Origin of the sequence: Agrobacterium sp. MS2 (assembly GCF_003261015.1) — a bacterium.
Taxonomy (GTDB): Bacteria; Pseudomonadota; Alphaproteobacteria; order Rhizobiales; family Rhizobiaceae; genus Agrobacterium; species Agrobacterium pusense.
This window is the reverse complement of record NZ_QLNF01000086.1, coordinates 225,276-249,979: the sequence shown is the minus strand read 5'-3', so window position 1 is coordinate 249,979 and position 24,704 is coordinate 225,276. Positions and strand designations below refer to the sequence as shown.

The following is a 24,704-nucleotide window of genomic DNA, read 5'->3' as shown; positions in this document are numbered from 1 at the left end:
CCGGCTTCCCGATCACCCTCCGGCGAAAGGTGCTGGATAGAACGCGATTTGTGAAACGGGGTCAACGCGGTCAAACCCATTATATCGATTAACGGAGTTGGCGATCGACACACCCTGCCTGTCTGGCCTCAGGGCTTGCCGGTCCAGCGCGGGGGACGTTTTTCCGCAAAGGCCAGACGTCCCTCCCGCGCCTCATCACTGCCGCTGACGACGGCGATGATGCGTTCGGCGAAGACGAGCCGCTCCGCCGATGGCATGTCGCGCATGGCGAGCAGCGCCGCCTTTCCGGCCGCGATGGCACCCGGTGCATTGTGCCGCAGCGTTGCAAGAACCTCTTCGATCAGGCCGTCGAGGCTGGCGAGGGGAACGGCGCGGTTTATGAGCCCGAGACGTGTCGCCTCACTGGCGCTGACCGTGTGGCCGAGATAAGCCATTTCCTGAAGCCCGCCCAATGGAATTTTTGCCAGAAGTTTCGCTGCGACCATGGCGGGGAAAACACCGACCTTCACCTCCGGCAGGCCGAATTCGGCATGATCGGCTGCATAGACGAGATCGCAGGCGGCAACGAGGCCAAGCCCGCCCGCCAGAACCCGGCCATTGATGCGGGCGATGACGGGCCTGTCGCAGCCTTCTATGGCGCGCATGACGTCGGCTATAGGGTTCGTGCCGTCCCGGGACAGGAACATGCCGCCCGCACTTTCCTTCAGATCTGCACCCGAACAGAAACTGCGTTCTCCCGCTGCCGTTATCACAACGGCGCGCAGGCCATGGTCGCCGGAGGCTGCGCGGATCGCATGGGTGAGCGCATCGGTCATCGCGGCATTCAGGGCATTATGCACCTCCGGTCGGTTGAGCGTCAGCCACAGAACATCCTTGCGTTTCTCGCTCAACACCTCATTTGCCATGGGCTTCACCCTTCCGTTTCGCGGTGAGAAGTGCCTTGCCGGCACGCGCTGCATTGGACCTGCCGAGATGCCCGCTTATCCAGTCACCGGTTGTCGCCACGGCCATCAGGTCGACGCCGGTTTCTATGCCAAGTCCCGAAAGCAGATAAATGACGTCTTCGGTGGCGACGTTGCCGCTCGCGCCCGGCGCGAAGGGGCAACCGCCCAGCCCGGCGACGGAACTGTCGAACGTGGTTATGCCCTGTCGAAGCGAAGCCAGCACGTTGGCGACGCCCTGTCCGTAGGTATCGTGGAAATGCATGGCGAGTTTTTCAAGCGCGACATGTGCCGAGACCCGCTCGATGATGTTGCGGATCTGGCCCGCCGTGCCGATGCCGATCGTATCACCCAGCGAGATTTCATGGCAGCCGAGCGCAACAAGGGCATCGGCCATCGCCGCCACGTCATCGGGCGCAACTGCTCCGTCATAGGGGCAGCCGGCAATGCAGGAAAGGTAACCGCGCATGCGGATATTTCGCACGGCAGCGGCATCCGCGACATCGCGCAGACGGTCTAGGCTTTCGGCGCGCGAACAGCCGATGTTGTGCTGGCTGAAACCTTCGGAGGCGGACACGAAAACCGCGATTTCTGTGACACCGGCTTCAATGGCAGCTTCGAAACCTCTCATGTTGGGAACAAGCGCCGGATAGGCCGTTCCCGCTCGCCTTTCGAGGCCTCTAAACACCTCTTTCGACCCCGCCATCTGCGGCACTTTTTTGGGTGAGACGAAAGCGCCCGCTTCCACCGTTCTCAGTCCTGCTGCAGCCAGCCGCTCGATCAGCTCGATTTTTGTCGCGGTCGGAACCTCGGTGGTCTCGTTCTGCAAGCCGTCACGTGCGCCAACCTCAACGATCCTGACGGTTCGGGGCAAGCTCATCTCATGCTCCTTCCGGCTCGAAATTCACCAGCACCGCGCCGGCCGCGACCATATCGCCTTCATTGCAATTGATGGCGTTGACGATGCCCTTCGCCGGTGCACGGATAGTATGCTCCATCTTCATCGCTTCCATAACCACAAGCGCGTCGCCGGCCTCCACGACAGCACCGTTCCGGCTGAGCACCGCGCGGATCACGCCCGGCATGGGAGCTTCCAGGCCAGCGGCGTGAACGGAAGAATCCGCGATTTCGATCGGATCTGGCTGGCTGATGCGGTAAGGCTCGCCATGCAGGAAAAGCGCATAGGTGCCGGTCTCTGCGAAGAAATAGCCCTGACTTTTCCGGCCGTCCAAGGTTGCAAGGAGCTGGCCGTCACCGGAAAGGCTGCCGTAGGCCCGGATCGTCCGCCCCTCGATCGCGAGCGTGAATTCATCACCCTCATGCGTGACGCCGACGCTTAACGGCTGGTTATCAAACATGAAATTCAGCGTTTCCCGCGCCGGTGCGTTGAGGCGGAATGCGACCTTCGTGTTCCACGGGCTATGGGGATCCGCCTCTGATTGCGACATTCCGTTTGTGCGGCGGGAGAGCAGCAGGCCAAGCGCGGCGAGGGCGATGACACTTCCATCACTCGCGGCTGGAGCAAAGAGCGAAGCCTCGTTGCGGGTGATGAAACCCGTATCGAGGTCGGCTGAGGCGAAAGCTTCCAATCGGGCAAGCCGTGTCAGAAACGCGGCGTTGCTGGTAACGCCGCAGATCGCCAGCTTTTCCAGCGCCAGCGTCAGACGCCGCACGGCTGAGGCTCGGTCCCGATCCCAGACGATAAGCTTGGCGATCATCGGATCGTAATGCACGGTGATGGCGTCGCCGGCGCGGATGCCGCTGTCGATCCTGACGTGAGGGCCCTGATCGGGGAAAACGAGATGGCTGATGGTGCCGACCGACGGCAGGAAATCATGCGCCGGGTCTTCGGCATAGATACGGGCCTCGATGGCATGACCACGTATGCTGAGATCGGCCCAGTCCTGCGGTAACGTTTCACCATCCGCAACACGGATCTGCCATTCGACCAGATCGAGACCGGTAATATACTCGGTCACGGGATGTTCGACCTGAAGCCTCGTATTCATTTCCATGAAATAGAATGCGCCGGAAGGATCGAGCAGGAATTCCACGGTTCCCGCACCGCGATAGTCGATCGCGCGGGCGGCGGCTGTTGCCGCTTCATACATACGTTGCCTGAGCGCATCCGGCAGGCCGGGGGCAGGGGCTTCTTCCAAAACCTTCTGATGCCTGCGCTGGATCGAGCAGTCACGTTCGAAAAGGGAAAAACAATTGCCGTGGCTATCGGCAAAGATCTGCACCTCCACATGGCGCGGCCGTTCGAGATATTTTTCGATCAGCATGCGGTCATCACCGAAGGCGGCCGACGCCTCGCGTTTTGCCCCGGCAAGTTCCGCCGCAAATTCACGCTTTTGCCTGACGATGCGCATGCCCTTGCCGCCGCCGCCGGCCGAAGCCTTGAGCAGGACGGGATAGCCTATGGCTTCCGCCTCATTTCCCAGCCGTTCCTCCGCCTGGTCCTTACCGTGATAACCGGGAACCACGGGCACGCCAGCCTTGGACATCAGTGCCTTTGCTTCGCTTTTGCCGCCCATGGCGCGGATCGCCGCGGCCGGTGGGCCGATGAACACCAGCCCGGCGGCGGCACAGGCTTCGGCGAAACCGGCATTTTCCGAAAGAAAACCGTAACCCGGATGAATGGCTTCTGCGCCGCTTGTCTTCGCTGCGGCGATGATCCTTTCGCCATCGAGATAGGAGGCACGCGCGGGTGCAGCGCCGATGGCGATCGCTTCGTCGGCAAGCGCCACATGCATGGCGTCACGATCGGCATCGGAATAAACGGCGACGGTACGAATGCCCATTTTGCGGGCGGTACGGATGATGCGGCAGGCGATCTCGCCCCTGTTGGCGATGAGTATTTTCGAAAACATCGTCGCCTCACATCCTGAATATGCCGAAACGGGTGGGTTCAATGGGTGCGTTGAGCGCGGCGGACAGACCGAGGCCGAGGACGAGGCGGGTATCCTTTGGGTCGATGATACCGTCGTCCCAAAGCCGCGCGCTGGCATAATAGGGATGGCCCTCCCGCTCGTATTTTTCGCGGATCGGCTGCTTGAACGCTTCTTCGCCTTCCTTCGACCAGTGCCGGCCATCAGCTTCGATACCGTCGCGGCGAATCTGTGCCAGAACGGAGGCCGCCTGCTCGCCGCCCATCACGGAAATGCGGGCATTCGGCCACATCCAGAGGAAGCGGGGCGAATAGGCCCGGCCGCACATGCCATAATTACCGGCCCCGAAGGAGCCGCCGATGATGACGGTGAATTTCGGCACCTTGGCGGAGGCGACGGCGGTGACGAGCTTGGCGCCATCCTTGGCAATGCCGCCAGCCTCATAGGCCTTGCCGACCATGAAGCCGGTGATGTTCTGCAGGAAAACCAGGGGAATGCCGCGCTGGCAGCAGAGCTCGATGAAATGCGCGCCCTTGAGCGCCGATTCCGAAAACAGGATGCCGTTATTGGCGATGATGCCAACGGGATAGCCATGGATATGGGCGAAACCACAGACCAGCGTCGTGCCATAAAGCGCCTTGAACTCATCAAATTCAGAACCATCCACCAGACGGGCGATGATCTCACGTACCTCGAAGGGTTTGCGCGTATCGGCGGGAACGATGCCGTAAAGCTCTTCGGGCGGGTAAAGCGGTTCTGCCGGTTCACGGATATCCAGCCCCAACTGTTTGCAGCGCTTGAGGCTGGAAACGATCCGCCGGGTCAGCGCCAGCGCGTGGCGGTCGTCATGGGCAAAATGATCGGTGACGCCGGATTGCCGGGAGTGCACATCCGCACCGCCCAGCTCTTCCGCACTCACCACCTCACCTGTTGCCGCCCTCACCAGCGGCGGGCCGCCAAGGAAGATGGTGCCCTGGTTTTTGACGATCACGGACTGGTCGCTCATCGCAGGCACATAGGCCCCGCCCGCCGTGCAGCTGCCCATCACCACGGCGATCTGGGCGATGCCTTTCGCCGACATATTGGCCTGATTGTAGAAGATACGGCCGAAATGGTCGCGGTCGGGAAACACTTCGTCCTGATTGGGGAGGTTCGCGCCGCCGGAATCCACGAGGTAAATACAGGGCAGGCGGTTCTCGGCGGCAATCTCCTGCGCGCGCAAATGTTTCTTCACCGTCAGCGGATAATAGGTGCCGCCCTTCACCGTCGCATCATTGGCGACGATTACACATTCTCGGCCCGAGACCCTGCCGATGCCGGTGACAATGCCGGCGGCCGGAACAGGTTCGTCATAAACCTCGTAAGCTGCAAATTGCGAGAATTCGAGGAATGGACTGCCGGGATCAAGAAGTGTCTCGATGCGGTCACGTACCAGCAATTTGCCACGGGAAAGATGCCGTTCGCGGGCCTTGTCGCCGCCGCCTCTGGAGATTTTTTCGACCTGTCGGCGCAGGTCAGCCACCAGATCCGACATAAACTCGACATTGGCAGCGAAGGCGGGATCGCGGTTCAGGCTGGATGTTAGCTTCATCGCGCGTCCTCACCCGTTGCCCTTGACCAACTCGCGGCCGATCAGCATCCGGCGGATTTCGCTGGTGCCTGCGCCGATCTCATAAAGCTTGGCGTCGCGCAGCAGCCGTCCGGCCGGGCTTTCATTGACATAACCGGAACCGCCGAGAAGCTGGATCGCATCCAGCGCCACCTGCGTCGCCCGCTCGGCGGCAAAGAGGATCGCGCCTGCCGCATCCTGCCTTGTTATGCGGCCATTGTCGCAGGCCCGGGCCACGGCATAAACATAGGCGCGGGATGCGTTCATGGATGAATAGATATCGGCAAGCTTTCCCTGCACCAGCTGGAATTCACCGATGGGTTTGCCGAATTGCTTACGCTCGCGGGCATAGGGCAGCACCAGATCGATGGCTGCCTGCATGATGCCGACGGGGCCGGCGGCCAGCACGGCGCGTTCGTAATCCAGCCCGCTCATCAGCACCGTCACGCCATCATTGAGGCGTCCGAGAATGTTTTCCTCCGGCACCTCGCAATCCTCGAAAACCAATTCTGATGTGGGTGAGCCGCGCATGCCGAGCTTGTCGAGTTTCTGGGCCGGGCGAAACCCCTTGAAGCCCTTTTCGATCAGGAGGGCCGTGATGCCGCGCGGGCCGGCGGACATATCCGTCTTGGCGTAAACCACCAGCGTATCGGCCTCGTGGCCGTTGGTGATCCACATTTTCGCACCGTTCAGCACATAGCGGTCGCCCCTGCGTTCCGCCTTCAGCCGCATCGAGACGACATCCGAACCGGCTTCCGTCTCGCTCATGGCAAGCGAACCGACATGCTCGCCCGAGACCAACTTCGGCAGATATCTGCGCTTCTGCTCTTGCGTTCCCCAGCGGTGAATCTGGTTGATACAGAGGTTGGAATGAGCGCCGTAGGAAAGGCCAATGGAGGCGGAAGCCCGGCTTATTTCCTCCATCGCCACGCAATGGGCGAGATAGCCCATGTCGGCGCCGCCGAATTCTTCCGAAACGGTGATGCCGTGCAGGCCAAGCTCGCCCATTTCAGGCCAGAGCTGACGCGGGAAGCGGTCGTCCCTGTCGATCTCGGCCGCCAGCGGGGCGATTTTATCATCGGCAAATGCACTTGCGCTGTCGCGCAATGCTGCGATTTCCGGGCCGAGATCGGCATCGAAAATGGCGGCGAGGTTCAAACTCATCGCGTCTCCTCCTCCGGACGGCGGGCCGTCCCTTTTGTCAGCAGCCGGCACCTCCTCCGCGCCGGCAGCCCTTATTTACGGCGTGTCACCCCCGGTGAAGGCGGCGGAACGGCGCACGAATGTCTTGATGGCAAAGTTGGACTGGATGCGCGACACGCCGGGAACGGTGGTCAGGAAATCCAGCAGCTGCTGGTAATGCGGCAGATCCCGCACCATGGCGTGGATCAGATAATCGGAACTGCCGCTCGTCTGGTAACCACCCACCACCTCGGGAATGGAGGCCACATGATGTTCGAATGTCGTCAGCGCTTCCTTGATCTGCCGCTCCAGCGTGACGGAGATGAAGACACCCATATTGCCGAGCAGCCGGTTCTCATCGAATACGGCGGTATAGCCGCGAATGATGCCTTCCTCTTCGAGCTTGCGCACGCGGCGCAACGTTGGCGTGAAGGAAAGGCCTATCCGAGCCGCAAGATCCCGCCAGCTGACCCGCCCGTCATCGCCGAGAACATGCAGAATCTTCTGGTCGAAACTGTCGAGCTCAATCATGGATCATTTGCTCTATGATATGACTATTTGTTGGATCAAAGATATCGCCAATCAAAAAACTGTCAATCAAAATAGCTTTGAAATGAATTCGAGATAGTGATAGCGTTCACGTCAGTCGCGGTCTGGAGGAGATTTGCGGCGGGCCGGTTCCTCACGTCAGGGCTGGCCAAGGGAGGTGAATTTGGCTGTGCATGACCCTGTCGTGATCGATGGGGCCGCCCGTGCTTTCAAGGGCAGCCCTCGCGACCAATTCCAGCTGGCGACGCGCCTGATACGCTTCTGCTTCTTGGCGGGAGGCGGCGATGATGCTCACTGAATCCCAGCAGCAGATCAGAGATATGGCCCGCGACTTTGCGCGGGAAAGGCTTGCCCCTGGCGCCGCTTCGCGTGACCGGGAAAGCCGTTTCCCCGAGGAAGAATTGAAAGCGATGGGCGAGCTCGGCTTCCTCGGCATGCTGGTGTCCGAAGAGTATGGCGGGGCGGAAACCGGTGCTGTCGCTTATGCGCTGGCGCTGGAAGAAATCGCTGCGGGGGACGGTGCCTGTTCCACCATCATGAGCGTCCATAATTCGGTCGGTTGCGTGCCGATCCTAAAATTCGGGACCGAGGACCAGAAGCAGCGTTTTCTGCCGAAGCTTGCCTCCGGCGAATGGATCGGCGGCTTTGCGCTGACCGAACCACAGGCTGGCTCCGATGCCTCAAATCTCAAGACCAGGGCGCGTCGCGATGGCGATCGCTATATTCTTGATGGCGCAAAGCAGTTCATCACCTCGGGCAAGAATGGCGATGTCGTCATTGTTTTTGCCGTTACGGATGCAGCGGCAGGCAAGAAGGGTATCAGCGCCTTCATCGTGCCCACCGATACGCCGGGCTATGAGGTTATCCGGGTCGAAGAAAAGCTCGGCCTTCACTCGTCCGATACCTGCCAGATCGCTTTCAACGACATGGCCATTCCCGCCGATTTACGGCTCGGTGAGGAAGGTCAGGGTTACCGCATTGCGCTCGCCAATCTGGAAGGCGGCCGCATCGGCATCGCGGCGCAGGCGGTGGGCATGGCGCAGGCGGCGTTTGAGGCGGCGCGGGATTATGCCCGCGAGCGCAAGGCCTTCGGGCAGGCGATCATCGAACATCAGGCGGTGGCGTTTCGTCTCGCGGATATGGCGACACGCATTCAGGCGGCGCGGCAGCTGGTGCTGCACGCGGCGGCGCTGAAGGAAGCGGGTGAACCCTGTCTTTCGGAAGCCTCGATGGCCAAGCTCTTCGCGTCGGAAATGGCCGAACGCGTTTGTTCGGACGCCATCCAGATCCACGGCGGTTATGGCTACATGGCGGATTATCCGGTGGAGCGGATCTATCGCGATGTGCGCATCTGCCAGATTTACGAGGGGACAAGCGATGTCCAGCGGATGGTGATCGCAAGAAACCTTTGAGAGTTGTTTCACGGTCTGGAGGAGACCGCGACGGGAGGAGTAGAATGGACATATCAGAAACGCCACATCTCAGCCTGCATGTTCCGGAACCCGCCGTGCGGCCCGGCGATCAGCCGGATTTCTCCAATGTAAAGATACCCAAGGCCGGTTCCGTGCCTCGCCCGGAAGTGGATGCCGCGCCGGAGAGCATGCGTGATCTCGCCTATTCGATCATTCGCGTCCTTAATCATCAGGGTGAGGCCGTCGGACCTTGGGCCGGGCTGCTTTCGGATGACGACCTGCTGACGGGTCTGAAGAACATGATGAGGCTTCGGGCTTTCGATGCGCGCATGCTGATGGCGCAGCGGCAGGGCAAGACCTCTTTTTATATGCAGCATCTCGGGGAGGAGGCAGTGAGTTGCGCCTTCCGCAAGGCGCTTTCCAAGGGCGACATGAACTTCCCGACCTATCGGCAGGCAGGCCTGCTGATCGCCGACGACTATCCGCTCGTCACCATGATGAACCAGATCTATTCCAACGAACTCGACCCGCTGCACGGGCGGCAACTGCCTGTCCTCTACTCTTCCAAAGAACACGGTTTCTTCACCGTATCCGGCAATCTCGCCACGCAATATGTCCAGGCGGTGGGCTGGGCGATGGCGTCGGCCATCAAGGGTGATACAAAGATTGCGGCCGCCTGGATTGGCGATGGCTCGACGGCGGAGTCGGACTTTCATTCGGCGATGGTTTTTGCATCGACCTACAAGGCGCCGGTCGTTCTCAACATCGTCAACAACCAATGGGCCATTTCCACCTTTCAGGGCATTGCACGCGGGGGCTCCGGGACCTTCGCGGCACGCGGGCTGGGTTTCGGTATTCCCGCACTGCGGGTCGACGGTAATGATTATCTGGCCGTTTATGCCGTGGCCCGTTGGGCCGTGGAGCGGGCGCGCCGCAATCTCGGCCCGACGCTCATCGAATACGTCACCTATCGTGTCGGCGCGCATTCCACCTCTGACGATCCGAGCGCCTACCGCCCGAAGACCGAGTCCGAAGCATGGCCTCTGGGCGACCCTGTCCTGAGGTTGAAGAAACACCTCATCCTGCGTGGCGTCTGGTCGGAAGAGCGGCACCGGCAGGCGGAAGCGGAGATCGCCGATGAGGTGCTGGAAGCCCAGCGCGAGGCGGAAAGCCACGGCACGCTGCACGAGGGCAAAAAACCGCCGAAGAAGGATATTTTCGAAGGTGTTTACGCCGAGATGCCGGCGCATCTCGTCCGCCAGCGCCAGAAGGCAGGATGGTAAGACATGGCAAGAATGACGATGATTGAAGCCGTCCGCAGCGCCATGGATGTATCCATGGAACGCAGCGACGATGTCGTGGTTTTTGGTGAGGATGTGGGTTATTTCGGCGGCGTTTTCCGCGCCACGCAGGGGCTGCAGCAGAAATACGGTAAAACCCGCTGTTTCGATGCGCCGATCAGCGAATCCGGCATTGTCGGCACCGCCATCGGCATGGCCGCTTATGGATTGCGGCCCTGTGTCGAAATCCAGTTCGCCGATTACATGTATCCCGCCTATGACCAGATCACCCAGGAGGCAGCGCGTATCCGTTACCGCTCAAACGGGGATTTTACCTGCCCGATCGTTCTTCGCATGCCGACCGGCGGCGGCATTTTCGGAGGCCAGACGCATAGCCAGAGCCCGGAGGCGCTTTTCACTCATGTCTGCGGGCTGAAAGTGGTGGTTCCTTCCAATCCTTACGACGCCAAGGGGCTACTGATAGCGTCCATCGAAGATCCCGACCCCGTAATGTTTCTGGAGCCGAAGCGGCTTTATAACGGCCCGTTTGACGGTCACCATGACCGGCCCGTAACGCCATGGTCCAAACACGAGAAGGGGGAGGTGCCGGAAGGGCACTACACCATTCCCATCGGCAAGGCCGAAATCCGCCGCCCCGGAAACGATGTCACGGTCATCGCTTATGGCACCATGGTGCATGTGGCGCTGGCAGCGGCGGAAGAGACGGGGGTGGACGCCGAGATCATCGATCTGCGCAGCCTGCTGCCGCTCGACCTCGATACCGTCGTGAAGTCGGTTTCCAAGACCGGCCGCTGCGTCATGGTGCATGAGGCGACGTTGACCTCCGGCTTCGGGGCAGAAGTCGTCTCCCTGGTGCAGGAACATTGTTTTTATCACCTTGAGGCTCCCGTCGTGCGCGTCGCAGGTTGGGATACGCCTTATCCCCATGCGCAGGAGTGGGACTATTTTCCGGGGCCAGCCCGCGTCGGGCGCGCCCTTGTCGAAGTCATGGAGGCCTGATCATGGCAGAATTTACTCTAACCATGCCCGATGTCGGTGAAGGTGTGGCGGAAGCCGAACTCGTGGAATGGAACGTCAAACCGGGCGATCTTGTCCACGAGGACATGGTGCTGGCCGCGGTTATGACCGACAAGGCGACGGTGGAAATCCCTTCGCCGGTGGCGGGCGTCGTCACCTGGCTCGCGGTAACGGTGGGAAATACGGTGCCGGTGAAAGCACCGCTCCTGCGCATCGAAACCGATGTCGCTGCCAATGGTAGCGCGCCGGAAGGGGAGGCGCCGACCCGCATGACGGAAGAGGAAGCGCCCGCCGACATGACGGACACGCCGCCACCCGTTGAAACCCAGCCGGTGCCGCGCGAAGCCGGGGAAGCCAACACGGCGCCTGCGGTCGAACTGCACCATAAGCCGCTGGCGTCTCCGGCCGTTCGCCAGCGTGCTGACGATCTCGATATCGATCTTGCACAGGTCAAGGGAACGGGTCCCGACGGGCATATTACCCATGCGGATCTCGACGCGTTCTTAACCGTGCGGGGGCGGCCGGAACGTACTGAACCGATGGCACCCCACGATAGCGCTGTCGAAGAGGTGAAGGTGACCGGGCTCAGGCGCAAGATTGCCGAGAAGATGGTGCTTTCCGCCTCCCGCATTCCCCACATCACCTATGTCGAAGAAGTCGACGTGACCGATCTGGAAGATCTGCGCGCTACGATGAACGGCAACCGCCGTTCCGGGCAGCCGAAACTGACGGTCCTGCCATTTTTGATGCGCGCGCTTGTCAAAGCCGTTGCCGATCATCCTGGTATGAATGCGCTTTTCGATGATGAAAAAGGTGTCGTCAGCCACTACGAGGCGGTTCATATCGGCATTGCCACGCAGACACCGTCAGGCCTCACCGTTCCGGTTGTGCGCCACGCGGAAGCGCTCGGCCTTTGGGAGTGCGCAGACGAGGTCGCACGCGTTGCCGAGGCCGCTCGCACCGGGACGGCGCATAGGGAAGAACTGATGGGCTCCACCATCACCATCAGCTCGCTTGGGGCGTTGGGTGGTGTCGTTTCGACGCCCATCATCAATTACCCCGAAGTGGCGATCATCGGCGTCAACAAGATCGTGACGCGGCCGGTCTGGGACGGAATTCGCTTTGTGCCGCGCAGGATGATGAACCTGTCTTCGAGCTTCGATCATCGTGTCGTGGACGGCTGGGATGCGGCAGTCTTCATACAGGCCGTCAAGGCGCTTCTGGAAAAGCCGGCGCTTATTTTCATCGATTGAAGGCGATCCGTGCTCCCTCCTCCCTGTGCTCGTCACAGGGACCCAGCCAGCCCAAGTCTTTGGGCTGAAAGGAACTCGTCCCGTCGCGCAGACGCGCGTCGGCTGGATTCCTGTGACGAGCACAGGGATGAGGGCGTATGCGTGTCATGACCGCATTTCTTAGCCCGCGTTTTCAGCCTTCACGGAACTGTTTCGCTATCGGTATAGGCTTGCGTTCGTCATCTTCGAGTATAGAAGAGAAGAACGAGAAGCATGTTTTCTCATCACGATCACAGTGGCGGACGAGGGCGCTCCGGTGCCCGGCGGTCCGCTCTCCGCCGGCAACAGAACGAAAAAGGTCCTCCCATGCAAACTCCCAAGCCCGTTGTCCTGACTATTCTCGATGGCTGGGGGCTGAGTGAGGATACATCCAGCAACGCGCCTGTTCTGGCAAACACGCCCACCATGGACCGGCTTTTCGCCACCTGCCCGAATGCGAGGCTCACCACGTTTGGTCCTAAGGTGGGGCTGCCTACCGGACAAATGGGCAATTCCGAAGTCGGTCATACCAATATCGGTGCGGGCCGCATCGTCGCCATGGATCTCGGCCAGATCGATCTTGCAATCGAGGATGGCAGCTTTTTCCGCAATGCGGCGATGCTTGATTTCGCCGCCAAGGTGAAGGCCGCAGGCGGTGTGGCGCATCTGATGTGCGTCGTTTCCGATGGCGGCGTTCATGGCCATATTCTCCACGGCCAGGCGGCGGTGAAGCTGATGGTCAGCCACGGCCTGAAGGTCGTGGTGCATGCCATCACCGATGGTCGTGACGTCGCGCCGCAATCCGCTGAAGATTTTGTGGCTGCGCTTGTGGCAAGCCTGCCGGAAGGCGCCAGCATCGGCACCGTGATCGGCCGTTATTATGCGATGGACCGCGACAACCGCTGGGAGCGTGTCGAAAAGGCCTATGACGCGATGGTTCTGGCCAAAGGCGAGCACGCCCGGGATGCGGTGAGCGCCGTTGCACAGAGCTACGCGAATAAAGTCACGGACGAGTTCATCCTGCCGACCGTGATCGACGGTTATGAAGGCTTCAAGGCCGGCGATGGCCTGTTCTGCCTGAACTTCCGTGCTGACCGCGCGCGTGAAATCCTGCTTGCCATCGGTGCCGATGATTTCGACGGTTTTGCGCGCGAAAAGCCAGTGCTCTCGGCGCTGCTTGGCATGGTGGAATATTCTACCCGGCACAATGATTTCATGACCACGGCTTACCCGAAGCGCGATATCGTCAACACGCTTGGCGCCTGGGTGGCGAAGCAGGGCCTTACGCAGTTCCGGCTCGCCGAGACGGAAAAATATCCGCATGTGACGTTCTTCCTGAACGGCGGCAAGGAAGAGCCGGAAGTCGGTGAAGACCGCTTCATGCCGAAATCCCCGAAGGTCGCGACCTACGACCTGCAGCCGGAAATGAGCGCGCCCGAGGTAACGGAAAAATTTGTCGAGGCGATCGGCAAGGGTTACGATCTCATCGTCACCAATTACGCCAACCCTGATATGGTCGGCCATACCGGTGATCTGCAGGCCGCAATCAAGGCCTGTGAAGCCGTGGATCGTGGCCTCGGTGCGGTCGTTGCCGCACTCGAAAAAGTGGGAGGCGCAATGCTTGTGATTGCCGACCACGGCAATTGCGAAACCATGGTCGACCCGGTGACCGGCGGCCCGCATACGGCGCACACCACAAATCCGGTTCCGGTGATCCTTTTCGGTGGCCCTGAAGGTGCGAAGCTCCATGACGGTATTCTCGCCGATGTCGCGCCCACCCTGCTGCAGCTGATGAATGTGCCCTTGCCGCCGGAAATGACGGGCAAGAGCCTGATCGACCTTTAATCAAGCGTCGTCGCGCGGCAGCATTTCACCCCCGCGCGACCGTCTGTTTCAGGTTCCGAACGAGCGTTTGAAGCTATGACTGCTTCGCGTAGAGGCGGTCGTGAGCCAGCATGCCGGCAATCATGGCGCAGACGAAAAGAACGACTGGCGTCAGCCCAAGGCCGACAGCGGAGAGTGCCGGGCCGGGGCAGGAGCCGGCAAGCCCCCAACCGATGCCGAAAATTGCCGAGCCGGTTATCAGCGGCCCGTCGATGCGGGGCTTTGCTGGAAGGCGGAAATCGTCGGCGAGAACGGGCTTGGCGAGACGTCTGCTGAGCAGCACGCCCGGCGCCGCGACCATAATGGCACCGCCAAGAACGAACATCAGGCTCGGGTCCCAATGGCCGCTTGTGATGTCGAGAAAGCCGGAAACACGCGCCGGATCGACCATGCCCGACAGCGAAAGGCCAAATCCGAACAACGCTCCTGCAAGCAATGCAAGTGCAATACGCGCTACGGCCGGATTTTTCATGACAGGGCTCCCGCTATCGTCGCAGTAAAGATGCCGGTGATCAGGAAGGTTGCGGTTGCGGCGATCGAGCGCCGGGAAAACCGCGCCAGCCCCATGATGCCATGGCCGGAGGTGCAGCCGGAGCCCATGCGTGTGCCAAAACCCACCAGCAGACCGGCAATCAGGATGAGGGGCCAAGGGGCAGCGACGGTGATTGCGGGCAGCCGGCCGAATGCTGCGGCATGGATATAAGGTCCCGCCAGCAAGCCGGCGATGAAGGCGAGATCGGCAAGACGCCGCTGCCTGCCAAGAGTTCTGCCGATGATCCCGCTGATACCGGCAATGCGGCCGTTAAAGACAAGCAGGAGAACGCAGGCGAGGCCGAGCAACATGCCGCCGAAAAGAGAAGACCAGTAGGGGCTCACGCGGTCTCCTCCTCCGGCGCGCAGAATATGGTGTAAAGCGCCTCGATCAGCTGCGCCGCTTTCGCTTCGCTCAGCTGGTAGAAAATTTGCTTGGCGTCACGCCGGGTTTCAACCACACCGGCTTCCCGCAGGACGCCCAGCTGCTGGGAGAGTGTAGGCTGGCGAATATCCAGCCTGGCTTCCAGCTCTCCCACGGAAAATTCTCCCTGCGCCAGCGTGCAGGCCAGCATCAGCCGCGCAGGGTGGGCAAGGGTCTTCAAAAGCAGTGCGACTTCCACGGCCCGTTCCTCCATGGCGGGAAGGGGAATGTCAGGAGTATGAAGGGGCTTTCCGAGCGTCTTTCCTTTTACCATGTGCTGCCCTCCAGCACATCAAGAGGGAATTTCAGGTAACGCCTGCCATTTGCCTCCGGCTCCGGCAGTCGTCCGCCGCGAATATTGACCTGCAGGGCGTGGAGGATGAGCTTTGGCATCGGCAAGGTCCGATCCCGCGTTTCCCTGAGGTCGATGAAGCTTTCCTCCGTCATGCCGACCAGATGTGGATTGCTGCGTTTCTGTTCGCCCACCGTACTTTCCCATTTCGGCGCGCGGCCGCCGGGCTGATAATCATGGCCGGTGAACAGCCGTGTTTCGTCCGGAAGGGCGAGAATGTCCTGAATGGACGCCCAGAGTTCTCTGGCGCTGCCACCGGGAAAATCAGCCCGCGCTGTGCCTGAATCCGGCATGAAAAGCGTATCGTGCACGAAGGCGGCATCTCCCGCCACATAGGTTACGGAGGCGAGCGTATGGCCGGGCGAAAACAGCACGCGCGCTTCAAGCGAACCGATATTGAACCTGTCGCCCGCCTCGAACAGCCTGTCCCACTGCGAACCATCGGTTTCAAGGTCCGGCCAATTGTATTTTTCCTGCCAGAGCCGCTGTACGCCGGTGATCTTCGCGCCGATGGCTGTCTGCGCACCGGTCTTCTGCTTCAGGTAATGGGCGGCGGAGAAATGGTCGGCATGCGGATGAGTATCGAGAATCCATTCCACCGACAGGCCTTCGCTTTCCACATGGTTCAGAATGGCGTCGGCATTCATCGTTCCGGTTGCGCCGGATTTCTCATCGAAATCATAGACCGGATCGATAATGGCGCAGCGTTTGGTCACTGGATCGGAAACGACATATTGCACGCTCCAGGTGCGCGGATCAAAGAATGCCTTGATGTGCGGAACCGCTGCCGCGCGTCGCTCCAGCCAGCAGGTGGCGCCGGAAAGATCAAAGCCAAGCGCCTTGCCAAAAGCCTCGATGTCGCCGCGTTCCATGCGTCCGTCGAGCGCTTCCCCAAGCACATGAAGCGTGAGCGCACGGGTGCCACCCTTGCAATGGGCAAAAACGGGGCCTGCCGCTTCCGCCATTTTCTGTTGAAAGGCGCGGATATCGGCCTCAGTGATGGCAGGGCCGGTGACCGGGATGAAGCCATAGTCCATGCCTGCCGCCCCGGCGGCGCTTCTTTCCTGCTCATTGCCCGGTTGGCCCGGCTCTTCGCCATCCGGCCGGGCATTGATGACGCTTTTATAACCCTGCGCGGAGAGCGACTGGAAATCGGCGGTCATCGGCTGCCCCGCAACGGTCAAGCGCTCGTTGATCTTAACGACTTTCATCGACATCTCCTGTGGCAACAACTCAATATATATTATTGTATAATGTATATTGATCGCTGGCAAGAGTGCGAGGTACCTTCGCAGCTCTCTGCGGCTTGTGGCGTGTTAGCGGAACATCCCCTGCGCCCGGGTGGCAGGGCGCAAGGCATGTTTGCGGCATCGATTGGAATTCACACTGGCCTCAGACGGCAAGCCTGCGGCGCGTCGCCTTCCAGCCGAGACAGATGGCTACTACAAGCAGGACCGTCTGGGCGATCAGGAACGGTGGTTCATTGCCGTTCGGCGCCAGCTTGTTGAGCGTTTCGACCTTGAGAAAGGCCTGCACGATCAGGACGAACATGTTGAGATAGAGGCTCATCGTGGCGGTGATCGTATAAATGATGCGCGCCCTGCCATTCAGACCGTATCCGTAAAGCGCGACAAGTGCGATTGCCAGAACGAGGGTCGATATGACGCCGACACCGAGTGCCGGCGTGAAATTTCCGATTGGGAACAGGAAGCCGGTGAGCGTGGTGGCAAGCGTGGTGACGAGGAATAGCGCCATCATGCGGGGCATCCATCGCCCTGCCGCATAAGCGGGCAGGGCGATCAGTCCGGAAGCAATGCCGATGAAGCTCAAGCCCACATGCAGTGCAGTGAATTGGGGAATGGTCAGTCCGAGGATCATGATACGTATCCCTCTATTCGGGTTTGGCTGCACGATACCGGCTGGCGGCAAGTGCATGGGAGAGATTGGGCCGCAGGGCTGCACGCGCGGCAAGGAAATTTTCAAGATCGGCAATGTCCGGCAGAGAGGGAATGGTCAGCGCTTCGCCAAGGTCGAGACCGGCAAGGGCAGCATCCACCATGTCATGGACATCCATGACCATCGCGGCCGGAATGGTATCGAGCCGTTCTTCCTCCCAGATGGCCGTGCGAGTTATACCGGGAAGAACGGCCTGAACCCGCACGCCGGAGGGTGAAAGCTGTGCCTGCAGCGCCTCGGTAAAAGCGAGCACGAAAGCCTTGGTGGCCGGGTAGACGGCGGTGAATGCTGCCGGCATCAGTGCTGTAACTGATGTAATGTTGATGATCGTGCCCTTTCCGTCGGCGGCAAGGCGCGGCGCGATGGCCGCCGCAAGCCGCGTGACGGCGAGAATGTTGAGGTTGATCATCGTCGTCACATAGGCTGGGTCCAGCGCCGTGATCGCGCCTTCGCCAGCGATACCGGCATTGTTGACGAGGCCGGTAATCCGCCGGTCCTCACGCAGCCGCGCCTCTACCTTTTCGAGATCTTCCGCCCTGGAAAGATCGGCGGAGAGAACCTCGACGGCGATGTGATGATCCTTTTCCAGCTGCGCGGCCAATGCCTTCAGCTTCTCGGCGCGTCGCGCCACCAGAATGAGATCGTGGCCGCGTTTTGCCAGACGTTCGGCATAAACCGCGCCGATGCCGTCGGATGCGCCGGTGATGAGAAATGTATTCTGTGTCATGTCCGTGTCTCCTGTATCCGGTGGTTTCAGCCGTTGATGAAGGCGAGCAGGTCGGCGTTGAACCGGTCCTGATGGGTCTGTGTCAGGCCATGATCGGCTCCCTGATAGATTTTGAGCACCGCATGTTTGACGATCTTGACCGTGGAAAGCGCGGAAGCGCCGACCGGCACGATCTGGTCGTCATCGCCGTGCAGAACCAGCGTCGGCTTGTCGAAAGCTTTCAGGTCCTGATGGAAATCGCTTTCCGAAAAGGCGCGGATACTGTCGAGCTGACCTTTCAGGCCGCCCATCATGCCCTGCCGCCAGAACTCATCACGGATACCTTCGGATATGACGGCGCCTTCGCGGTTGTAGCCGTAGAAGGGAATGGTCAGATCCTTGAAGAACTGGCTGCGATTGTCATAGGTGCCCTTACGGATGCCGTCGAAAACATCGATTGGCAGACCGATGGCGTTGCTTTCCGTCTTCAGCATCAGCGGCGGCACCGCGCCGATGAGAGCGATCTTGGCAACGCGGGCGGTGCCGTGGCGGCCGATATAACGTGTCACCTCGCCGCCGCCGGTGGAATGGCCAACCAGAATGATGTCGTGAAGATCGAGTTGTTCGATCAACTCGGCCAGATCGTCGGCATATTGATCCATGGTGTTGTCATGCCAGACCTGATCGGAGCGGCCGTGGCTGCGGCGGTCATGGGCGATGGTGCGGAAACCGTTATTGGCGAAGAACACCATCTGCGCGTCCCAGGCGTCGGCGCTGAGCGGCCAACCGTGGGAGAAGATGATGGGCTGGCCCTCTTTCGGGCCCCAGTCCTTGTAGAAGATGTGCGTTCCGTCTCTGGTGGTGATCGTTGTCATGGCTCTCTCTCCTGTTGCAGGGAGCTTGCTTGCGTCCCGTGGGAATAGAGATACTCTTGACGCAGCCGGGGATGGATTGGCGCTTCTGACAGAAAGCGAGCCGAAACTGACAAAACGGGGGTTGGGCATGGCGGGTGTAACGGGAAGCGCGCTGGAAGTTGGGCTGGTCCTCTATCGGGACTGCCAGATCGCCATGGTGCATGGCATCACCGATCTTTTCGCCATCGCGTCGGTATTTTCACAGGATCGCGGCGGGCCAAAATTGCGGGTCAGCCATTGGAGCATGGGCGAAGGCGGTGAATTTTCCCGCTCCTATGACACGGAACCCGGCGGGCCGGGGCATCCCGATATCTTCGTTGTGCCCGGCCGGTTGACCGGGCCGGCTGAAATCGAGGAAGCCGAGCCTTACGCCCGCTGGCTGCTGAACCGGCACGCCCAGGGCGCGACGCTGGCTGCCAGTTGCGGCGGGTCGTTCATGCTCGCGGCCACCGGGCTTCTGGCTGGCCGCCCGGCGACGACCCACTGGTTGTTTGCGGAGCGTTTTCGGGACCGATTTCCCGATGTCCGGCTGGAGATAGACAAGATCGTCATCGAGGACGGCGATATCATCACGGCCGGCGGGTTGATGGCGTGGACCGATCTTGGCCTGCGCATCGTCGACCGGCTGCTCGGCCCTTCCGTGATGATCGAGACCGGCAAGTTTCTGCTGATCGACCCGTCAGGACGGGAACAGCGTCATTATAGTAGTTTCGCCCCAAGGCTGACGCATGGCGATGAGCCGATCCTGAAGGTGCAGCACTGGTTGCAGGCCCGTGCCGGGCGGGCGACAAGCGTTACCGACATGGCCGGCCATGCCGGGCTGGAGGAGCGAACTTTCTTGCGCCGCTTCAAGGTGGCGACCGGCATGAAGCCCATCGAATATGTCCAGCATCTGCGGGTCGGCAAGGCGCGTGAATTGCTGGAATTCACCCGCCGTTCGGTCGATCAGATCGCTTGGTCGGTGGGTTATGAGGACGCTGCCGCCTTTCGCCGGGTGTTTCACCGCATTCTCGGCCTCTCACCGGGAGAGTATAGAAGCCGCTTTTCCAGCGGTTCGGCCATGGTTGCTGCCTGAGGTTGATCCGATGGGGGTGGTGGTACCCGGCACTTGCAATGTGGCCGGTGTTTGCTAACATGCCAGACAAGTTTAAAACAGGTGGGCCGGAATGGACGTCGAGAGCAGCACCAAGCAAGTATCGCTTGCGGCGAAAATCAGTTCGGCCTTGCGACGGGATCTGGCGGAGGGGGTGTTCCGCCCGGGTGACCGGCTTCCGAGCGAAAGCGAATTGACGCGGGAATATTCCGTCAGCCGAACGGTTGTGCGCGAGGCCATCGCCATTCTTCGTGCCGATGGCCTCGTTGAAGCACGGAAGGGTGCAGGGGTCTTTGCTGTCGAAGCCAAGCCGGCAAAGGAACTGCCTTTTAACGATCTCGCCGTGGGTCGCATTTCCTCGGTTATCGAACTCCTGGAACTGCGGACTGTGTTCGAAGTGGAATCCGCCGGGCTGGCGGCCTCGCGCCGTTCCGCCGTGCAGGTGGAATCGATCGTGGATGCGCATCGGCGTGTCGGTGACTGTCTCGCCGCCGGGCTACCAACGCGGGACGCCGATTTCGAATTCCATCTCGCCATCGCGCAGGCCACGCAGAACAGGCGGTTTCCGGAGTTTCTTCAACTCATTCGGTCCGGTATCATTCCCCGCGGCGAATTACAGGGTGCCGCGCCGGGGTCGCGCCCCAAGGATTACAACCTCCACCTTCAAGAGGAGCACGGCAAGATCGTCGATGCCATTATCGAGGGAGACGCCGATGCCGCGCGCCAATATATGGCCTCGCATCTGCGCGGCAGTCTCGAGCGTTACAAGGTGCTCCTGCGGTCCCGCACCGTGGCTGAGTAAGGCGGAAATAGCTGATATGGCAATGAATTATGCGTTTGCCCGTCGGTAAAAGGCCAGGGAAGCAGCAAGTGTCAACAGCGCGCCGCCGCAGATGCGGTCGAGCCATAATGCTCCGGACTTGCGCAATATCCTGACCGCCTGCGCGCCGAACAGGGCGTATGCGAACATCACGATGAAATCGATGCCGACGAAGATTAGCGCAAGTACGGTATATTGCTGAGTCTGCGGCGCGGCGACATCGATGAATTGCGGCAGGATGGCCGAAAAAACAGGTATCCCTTGGGATTGGTCACGGCGACGAGAAAGCTCTTCAGGAAGATCGAGCGCGCCGATGCGGCCCTGTTTGCCTCTGCAGAGCCGAGAGCGCCGTCAAGCGTCCCTCTTGAACGCAGAAGCATGATGCCAAGGTAAACAAGGTAGCAGACCCCCGCCCATTTGACGACACCGAACCAGAACTCCGAGGCGGCCATAAGAGCCCCTAGTCCCAGTGCAACCGCGCCGATCAGGACGAAATCCGAAAGGACGGCACCAGCCATGCCGATCATCGCGCGACGCACGCCGAATTTCGAACCATTGGCAAGCGCCAGCAAGACGGTGGGGCCGGGTGTTGCAATGCCGATAAAGGCGACCATGGCAAAGGCCAGGAGCGTCAGGTCGATCATATTTTCCTCCCCCGAGGCGGCAGACACGAGCGGTCAAATCGCCACAATTTTCCATGTCAGCTTTCTGTGGGCAGGGAGAATACAGCGTTTTGCGGTTGTGGCAATGTGGGCTTCTTTAGGGAAAGAAGAACGCCGCAACCGCCGCCTGGGCAACGCTGTCCCTATATACCACCGCGCTTGCTGATATCGATTTTGGCGTCGGATGCTTGACAGCCCGCAACACCTGTGACAACTTTACCGTAGTTGTCAGACAGGATGTGCTCCTTGCACGTTCGGTGACTGGCAAGGGAGGAATCATGTCAAAAAGACGCCTTTCGCTTTATGGCTTGTCCGGCCAGATCGGAAGTATTGCGGTCACGCTGCTTGGATTGCTGCTGCTGACCTTTTTCATTGGCCGCCTGATGCCCGCCGACCCAGTGCGGGCCATTGTCGGTGAGGATGCGACCCGCGAAACCTATGAACAGGTCTATCACGCGCTCGGCTTTGACCGCCCGCTGTGGCAGCAGTTCGTCTATTATCTCGGAGATGTCTTCACCGGCAATTTCGGAACGTCGATCCGCACGGGCCGCCCCGTCATCGAGGACATCATAAGCGTGATGCCGGCGACGATCGAGCTTGCGACCTTCGCCATCCTGATCGGTGCCGGCCTCGGCATCCCCATGGGCGTTTACGCCGCCGTGAAGAAAGACCGCTGGCAGGATCATCTTGTGCGCGTTCTCAGCCTGTTCGGCCATTCCATGCCGATCTTCTGGACCGGCATGATCGCGCTGATCGTTTTTTACGCCCATCTCGGCCTCGTTGGCGGCGGTGGCCGCATGGACCAGTTCTATATCGGTCTGGTGGAGGAGCGGACGGGCTTTCTGCTGATCGACAGCCTGCTTGCGGGTGACATGGAGGTCTTCTGGTCGGCCATCAACCACCTCATCCTGCCAGCTGCCCTGCTGGGCTATTCCTCCTCTGCCTATATCACCCGCATGACGCGCAGCTTCATGCTGGATCAGCTGGGGCAGGAATATGTGACGACCGCGCGTGTCAAAGGCCTGTCGCAGCGGCAGACGGTGTGGCTGCATGCTTTTGGCAATATTCGCGTGCAGCTGGTCACCATCATCGCGCTGGCTTACGGTTCGCTGCTGGAAGGAGCGGTCCTCATTGAGACCGTCTTCGCCTGGCCGGGTTTCGGGCAATATCTCACCAGCAATCTTATCATCGGCGACATGAATGCGGTGATGACCTGTGTACTGATCGTCGGCGTCATCTTTATCGGGCTCAATCTCCTGTCCGACATTCTCTACCGCTTTTTCGATCCGAGGACCCGCTGATGACGGCCCGTGCTGAAACTTCCTTCCGTCTTCCGGTGCCGCTGAACGCGCTGAAGAACATTATCGTCTTCCTGCTCAAGAGCCCGACATCGGCTTTCGGCCTGCTTATCTTGCTGCTGCTCGTCATCTCGGCGATTTTTGCGCCCTGGCTCGCGACGCATGATCCTTACGCACAGAATCTCGCCAACACGCTGCAGCCCCCGGGCAACGGCCATGTCTTCGGGACGGATGAGCTGGGGCGCGATATCTATAGCCGTCTTCTCTGGGGCGCTCGCATCACGCTCACCATCATCACGCTGGTATCGATCATCGTCGGTCCCGTCGGCCTTCTGGTCGGTACGGCATCCGGTTATCTCGGCGGCAAGCTCGATACGGTGATGATGCGCATCACGGATATCTTCCTGTCTTTCCCTAGCCTCATCCTGTCGCTCGCCTTCGTCGCAGCACTGGGTCCGAGCCTTAATAACGCGATCATTGCAATCGCACTCACCTCATGGCCGCCGATTGCGCGTCTTGCCCGCGCTGAAGCCATGACCTTTCGCAAGGCGGATTACATTGCCGCTGCAAGGCTTCAGGGCGCGTCGCCGCTGCGCATCATCGTCAAGTCGATCATGCCCATGTGTCTCCCCTCGGTTCTCATCAGACTGACGCTGAACATGGCGACCGTCATTCTGACCGCCGCAGGTCTGGGCTTTCTTGGCCTCGGCGCGCAGCCGCCGCTGCCGGAATGGGGAGCGATGATCGCCACCGGCCGGCGTTACATGCTGGATAGCTGGTGGCTGGTGACCTTTCCCGGCATTGCGATCCTGTCTGTCAGTCTCGCTTTCAACCTCCTCGGTGACGGGCTGCGGGATGCGCTCGATCCGAAGCAGATGAACCGGAGATAGGGACATGGAAAAACCAATCCTTGATGTTGAAAATCTCCGTATCCGTTATGGTGGCTCACCCACCGAGGCGGTGCGCGGCATCTCCTTCACGCTCGGTCGGGAGCGGCTCGGCATTGTCGGTGAAAGCGGTTCGGGAAAATCCACAGTCGGACGCGCTCTGTTGCGCCTCCTGCCTTCGGCAACGATCACCGCTGACAGGCTGGCTTTCGACGGGCTCGATCTTCTCTCCCTCGATGAGAAGGAGATGCTGAAGGTTCGTGGCCGGCGCATGTCGATGATCCTTCAGGATCCGAAATTCTCCCTCAACCCCATCCGTCGGGTCGGCGATCAGGTGACGGAGACCTATCTGCGACACTTCAGGGCATCAAAAGCCGAGGCACGGGAAAAGGCGCTGGCGATGCTGGATGCGGTGAAGATCCGCGATGCTTCACGTGTCTATGAGCAATATCCGCACGAAATCTCCGGTGGCATGGGTCAGCGCGTGATGATCGCCATGATGCTGCTTGCCGATCCCGATCTCGTCATCGCTGACGAACCAACTTCGGCGCTTGATGTGACGGTGCGGTTGCAGGTGCTGAACATTCTCGACGGTCTGGTGCGCGATCGCGGCATCGGCCTCATCATGATCAGCCACGATCTCAACCTTGTGCGCAATTTCTGCGACCGGGTGCTGATCATGTATTCAGGCCGCGTGGTGGAAACGCTGGCCGCCCGCGATCTCGATCAGGCGCAGCATCCCTATACGCGCGGCCTTCTGGCGGCACAGCCGCGTATCGGCGGTGCGCGCGCACCGCTTGCGGTGCTGGACCGCCGCCCTGAATGGCTGGAGGAGAATGCATAATGGCCGTTTCTGTCGAAACCCGCGATCTTTCCATCACTTTCGGCAGCGGCAATACTGCACTGAAAGTGCTGCCTTCGGTGTCGTTCCGTGTCGAGCCCGGCGAATGTTTCGGGCTGGTCGGTGAAAGCGGTTCGGGCAAGTCCACCGTGTTGCGCTGCGT

Annotated in this window: 24 protein-coding genes and 1 pseudogene; 11 read left to right on the top strand and 14 right to left on the bottom strand. The window is 60.4% G+C overall.

The annotated features are described in order from the left end of the window. Nucleotides 1–128: 128 nt before the first annotated feature. From DOU54_RS24055 to DOU54_RS24030, 6 genes are all read right to left on the bottom strand, one after another. A complete protein-coding gene (locus DOU54_RS24055; RefSeq protein WP_022562927.1) occupies nucleotides 129–905 on the bottom strand; it encodes an enoyl-CoA hydratase-related protein in 777 nt (258 codons plus the stop codon). Further along, complete coding sequence (locus DOU54_RS24050) at nucleotides 895–1,821, bottom strand: hydroxymethylglutaryl-CoA lyase (RefSeq protein ID WP_113731930.1); 927 nt, start codon at nucleotides 1,819–1,821, stop codon at nucleotides 895–897. Before DOU54_RS24050 ends, DOU54_RS24055 begins: the two co-directional genes overlap by 11 nt. Before the next feature lies 1 nt (nucleotide 1,822). Further along, nucleotides 1,823–3,814: an acetyl/propionyl/methylcrotonyl-CoA carboxylase subunit alpha gene (locus DOU54_RS24045; RefSeq protein ID WP_113731929.1), complete on the bottom strand. Its 1,992-nt coding sequence runs from the start codon at nucleotides 3,812–3,814 to the stop codon at nucleotides 1,823–1,825. Nucleotides 3,815–3,821: 7 nt separating this feature from the next. Further along, complete coding sequence (locus tag DOU54_RS24040) at nucleotides 3,822–5,423, bottom strand: carboxyl transferase domain-containing protein (RefSeq protein WP_113731928.1); 1,602 nt, start codon at nucleotides 5,421–5,423, stop codon at nucleotides 3,822–3,824. A gap of 9 nt (nucleotides 5,424–5,432) precedes the next feature. After that, complete coding sequence (locus DOU54_RS24035) at nucleotides 5,433–6,605, bottom strand: isovaleryl-CoA dehydrogenase (RefSeq protein WP_113731927.1); 1,173 nt, start codon at nucleotides 6,603–6,605, stop codon at nucleotides 5,433–5,435. Between the two features lie 75 nt (nucleotides 6,606–6,680). Continuing rightward, on the bottom strand, nucleotides 6,681–7,154 hold the full coding sequence (locus DOU54_RS24030) for an Lrp/AsnC family transcriptional regulator (RefSeq protein WP_004445535.1): 474 nt from the start codon (nucleotides 7,152–7,154) through the stop codon (nucleotides 6,681–6,683). A gap of 302 nt (nucleotides 7,155–7,456) precedes the next feature. On the opposite strand from DOU54_RS24030, the gene DOU54_RS24025 reads away from it, so the two are divergent. The 5 genes from DOU54_RS24025 to gpmI all read left to right on the top strand — a co-directional run bounded on the left by DOU54_RS24025 (nucleotide 7,457) and on the right by gpmI (nucleotide 14,018). Beyond that, nucleotides 7,457–8,584: an acyl-CoA dehydrogenase family protein gene (locus DOU54_RS24025; protein WP_113731926.1), complete on the top strand. Its 1,128-nt coding sequence runs from the start codon at nucleotides 7,457–7,459 to the stop codon at nucleotides 8,582–8,584. A 44-nt stretch (nucleotides 8,585–8,628) separates the two neighbouring features. Continuing rightward, on the top strand, nucleotides 8,629–9,867 hold the full coding sequence (locus DOU54_RS24020) for a 3-methyl-2-oxobutanoate dehydrogenase (2-methylpropanoyl-transferring) subunit alpha (protein ID WP_022562920.1): 1,239 nt from the start codon (nucleotides 8,629–8,631) through the stop codon (nucleotides 9,865–9,867). A gap of 3 nt (nucleotides 9,868–9,870) precedes the next feature. Next, a complete protein-coding gene (locus DOU54_RS24015; RefSeq protein ID WP_077985702.1) occupies nucleotides 9,871–10,884 on the top strand; it encodes an alpha-ketoacid dehydrogenase subunit beta in 1,014 nt (337 codons plus the stop codon). A gap of 2 nt (nucleotides 10,885–10,886) precedes the next feature. Next, nucleotides 10,887–12,155, top strand: a complete 1,269-nt coding sequence (locus DOU54_RS24010; RefSeq protein ID WP_113731925.1) for a dihydrolipoamide acetyltransferase family protein — start codon at nucleotides 10,887–10,889, stop codon at nucleotides 12,153–12,155. A 345-nt stretch (nucleotides 12,156–12,500) separates the two neighbouring features. Then, nucleotides 12,501–14,018, top strand: coding sequence for a 2,3-bisphosphoglycerate-independent phosphoglycerate mutase (gpmI, locus tag DOU54_RS24000; protein WP_004445529.1), 1,518 nt, complete (start codon nucleotides 12,501–12,503; stop codon nucleotides 14,016–14,018). 73 nt (nucleotides 14,019–14,091) lie between these two features. On the opposite strand, the gene DOU54_RS23995 is transcribed toward gpmI, so the two are convergent. From DOU54_RS23995 to DOU54_RS23965, 7 genes are all read right to left on the bottom strand, one after another. Beyond that, nucleotides 14,092–14,529: a YeeE/YedE family protein gene (locus DOU54_RS23995; protein WP_113731923.1), complete on the bottom strand. Its 438-nt coding sequence runs from the start codon at nucleotides 14,527–14,529 to the stop codon at nucleotides 14,092–14,094. Continuing rightward, nucleotides 14,526–14,933 (bottom strand): YeeE/YedE family protein, encoded by a 408-nt coding sequence (locus DOU54_RS23990; RefSeq protein WP_167497236.1) that lies wholly within the window; start codon nucleotides 14,931–14,933, stop codon nucleotides 14,526–14,528. Before DOU54_RS23990 ends, DOU54_RS23995 begins: the two co-directional genes overlap by 4 nt. Further along, on the bottom strand, nucleotides 14,930–15,286 hold the full coding sequence (gene bigR, locus DOU54_RS23985; protein WP_107339452.1) for a sulfite-sensing transcriptional repressor BigR: 357 nt from the start codon (nucleotides 15,284–15,286) through the stop codon (nucleotides 14,930–14,932). The genes DOU54_RS23990 and bigR overlap by 4 nt, the downstream gene beginning before the upstream one ends. Further along, a complete protein-coding gene (gene blh, locus DOU54_RS23980; RefSeq protein WP_113731922.1) occupies nucleotides 15,280–16,575 on the bottom strand; it encodes a bifunctional sulfur transferase/dioxygenase Blh in 1,296 nt (431 codons plus the stop codon). The genes bigR and blh overlap by 7 nt, the downstream gene beginning before the upstream one ends. A gap of 181 nt (nucleotides 16,576–16,756) precedes the next feature. Continuing rightward, the gene (locus DOU54_RS23975) at nucleotides 16,757–17,242 is read right to left on the bottom strand and encodes a hypothetical protein (protein ID WP_113731921.1); all 486 of its coding nucleotides are present in this window, start codon (nucleotides 17,240–17,242) and stop codon (nucleotides 16,757–16,759) included. A 13-nt stretch (nucleotides 17,243–17,255) separates the two neighbouring features. Then, a complete protein-coding gene (locus DOU54_RS23970; protein ID WP_113731920.1) occupies nucleotides 17,256–18,047 on the bottom strand; it encodes an SDR family NAD(P)-dependent oxidoreductase in 792 nt (263 codons plus the stop codon). A gap of 26 nt (nucleotides 18,048–18,073) precedes the next feature. Beyond that, on the bottom strand, nucleotides 18,074–18,901 hold the full coding sequence (locus DOU54_RS23965) for an alpha/beta fold hydrolase (protein WP_113731919.1): 828 nt from the start codon (nucleotides 18,899–18,901) through the stop codon (nucleotides 18,074–18,076). Between the two features lie 127 nt (nucleotides 18,902–19,028). On the opposite strand from DOU54_RS23965, the gene DOU54_RS23960 reads away from it, so the two are divergent. Both DOU54_RS23960 and DOU54_RS23955 read left to right on the top strand, forming a co-directional pair. Next, nucleotides 19,029–20,015, top strand: coding sequence for a GlxA family transcriptional regulator (locus DOU54_RS23960; protein WP_004445517.1), 987 nt, complete (start codon nucleotides 19,029–19,031; stop codon nucleotides 20,013–20,015). Nucleotides 20,016–20,106: 91 nt separating this feature from the next. After that, on the top strand, nucleotides 20,107–20,835 hold the full coding sequence (locus tag DOU54_RS23955; protein ID WP_004445516.1) for a FadR/GntR family transcriptional regulator: 729 nt from the start codon (nucleotides 20,107–20,109) through the stop codon (nucleotides 20,833–20,835). Nucleotides 20,836–20,862: 27 nt separating this feature from the next. Here DOU54_RS23955 and DOU54_RS23950 read toward each other — a convergent pair. After that, a pseudogene (locus DOU54_RS23950) lies at nucleotides 20,863–21,497 on the bottom strand (LysE family translocator). A gap of 296 nt (nucleotides 21,498–21,793) precedes the next feature. On the opposite strand from DOU54_RS23950, the gene DOU54_RS23945 reads away from it, so the two are divergent. From DOU54_RS23945 to DOU54_RS28300, 4 genes are all read left to right on the top strand, one after another. Beyond that, nucleotides 21,794–22,816 (top strand): ABC transporter permease, encoded by a 1,023-nt coding sequence (locus DOU54_RS23945; RefSeq protein ID WP_113731918.1) that lies wholly within the window; start codon nucleotides 21,794–21,796, stop codon nucleotides 22,814–22,816. After that, on the top strand, nucleotides 22,816–23,703 hold the full coding sequence (locus DOU54_RS23940) for an ABC transporter permease (protein WP_113731917.1): 888 nt from the start codon (nucleotides 22,816–22,818) through the stop codon (nucleotides 23,701–23,703). The genes DOU54_RS23945 and DOU54_RS23940 overlap by 1 nt, the downstream gene beginning before the upstream one ends. 4 nt (nucleotides 23,704–23,707) lie before the next feature. Then, nucleotides 23,708–24,544: an ABC transporter ATP-binding protein gene (locus DOU54_RS23935; protein ID WP_060942273.1), complete on the top strand. Its 837-nt coding sequence runs from the start codon at nucleotides 23,708–23,710 to the stop codon at nucleotides 24,542–24,544. Next, nucleotides 24,544–24,704: ATP-binding cassette domain-containing protein (locus DOU54_RS28300; RefSeq protein ID WP_286079964.1), on the top strand; the 161-nt coding region annotated here is incomplete at its 3' end. The genes DOU54_RS23935 and DOU54_RS28300, both read left to right, overlap by 1 nt.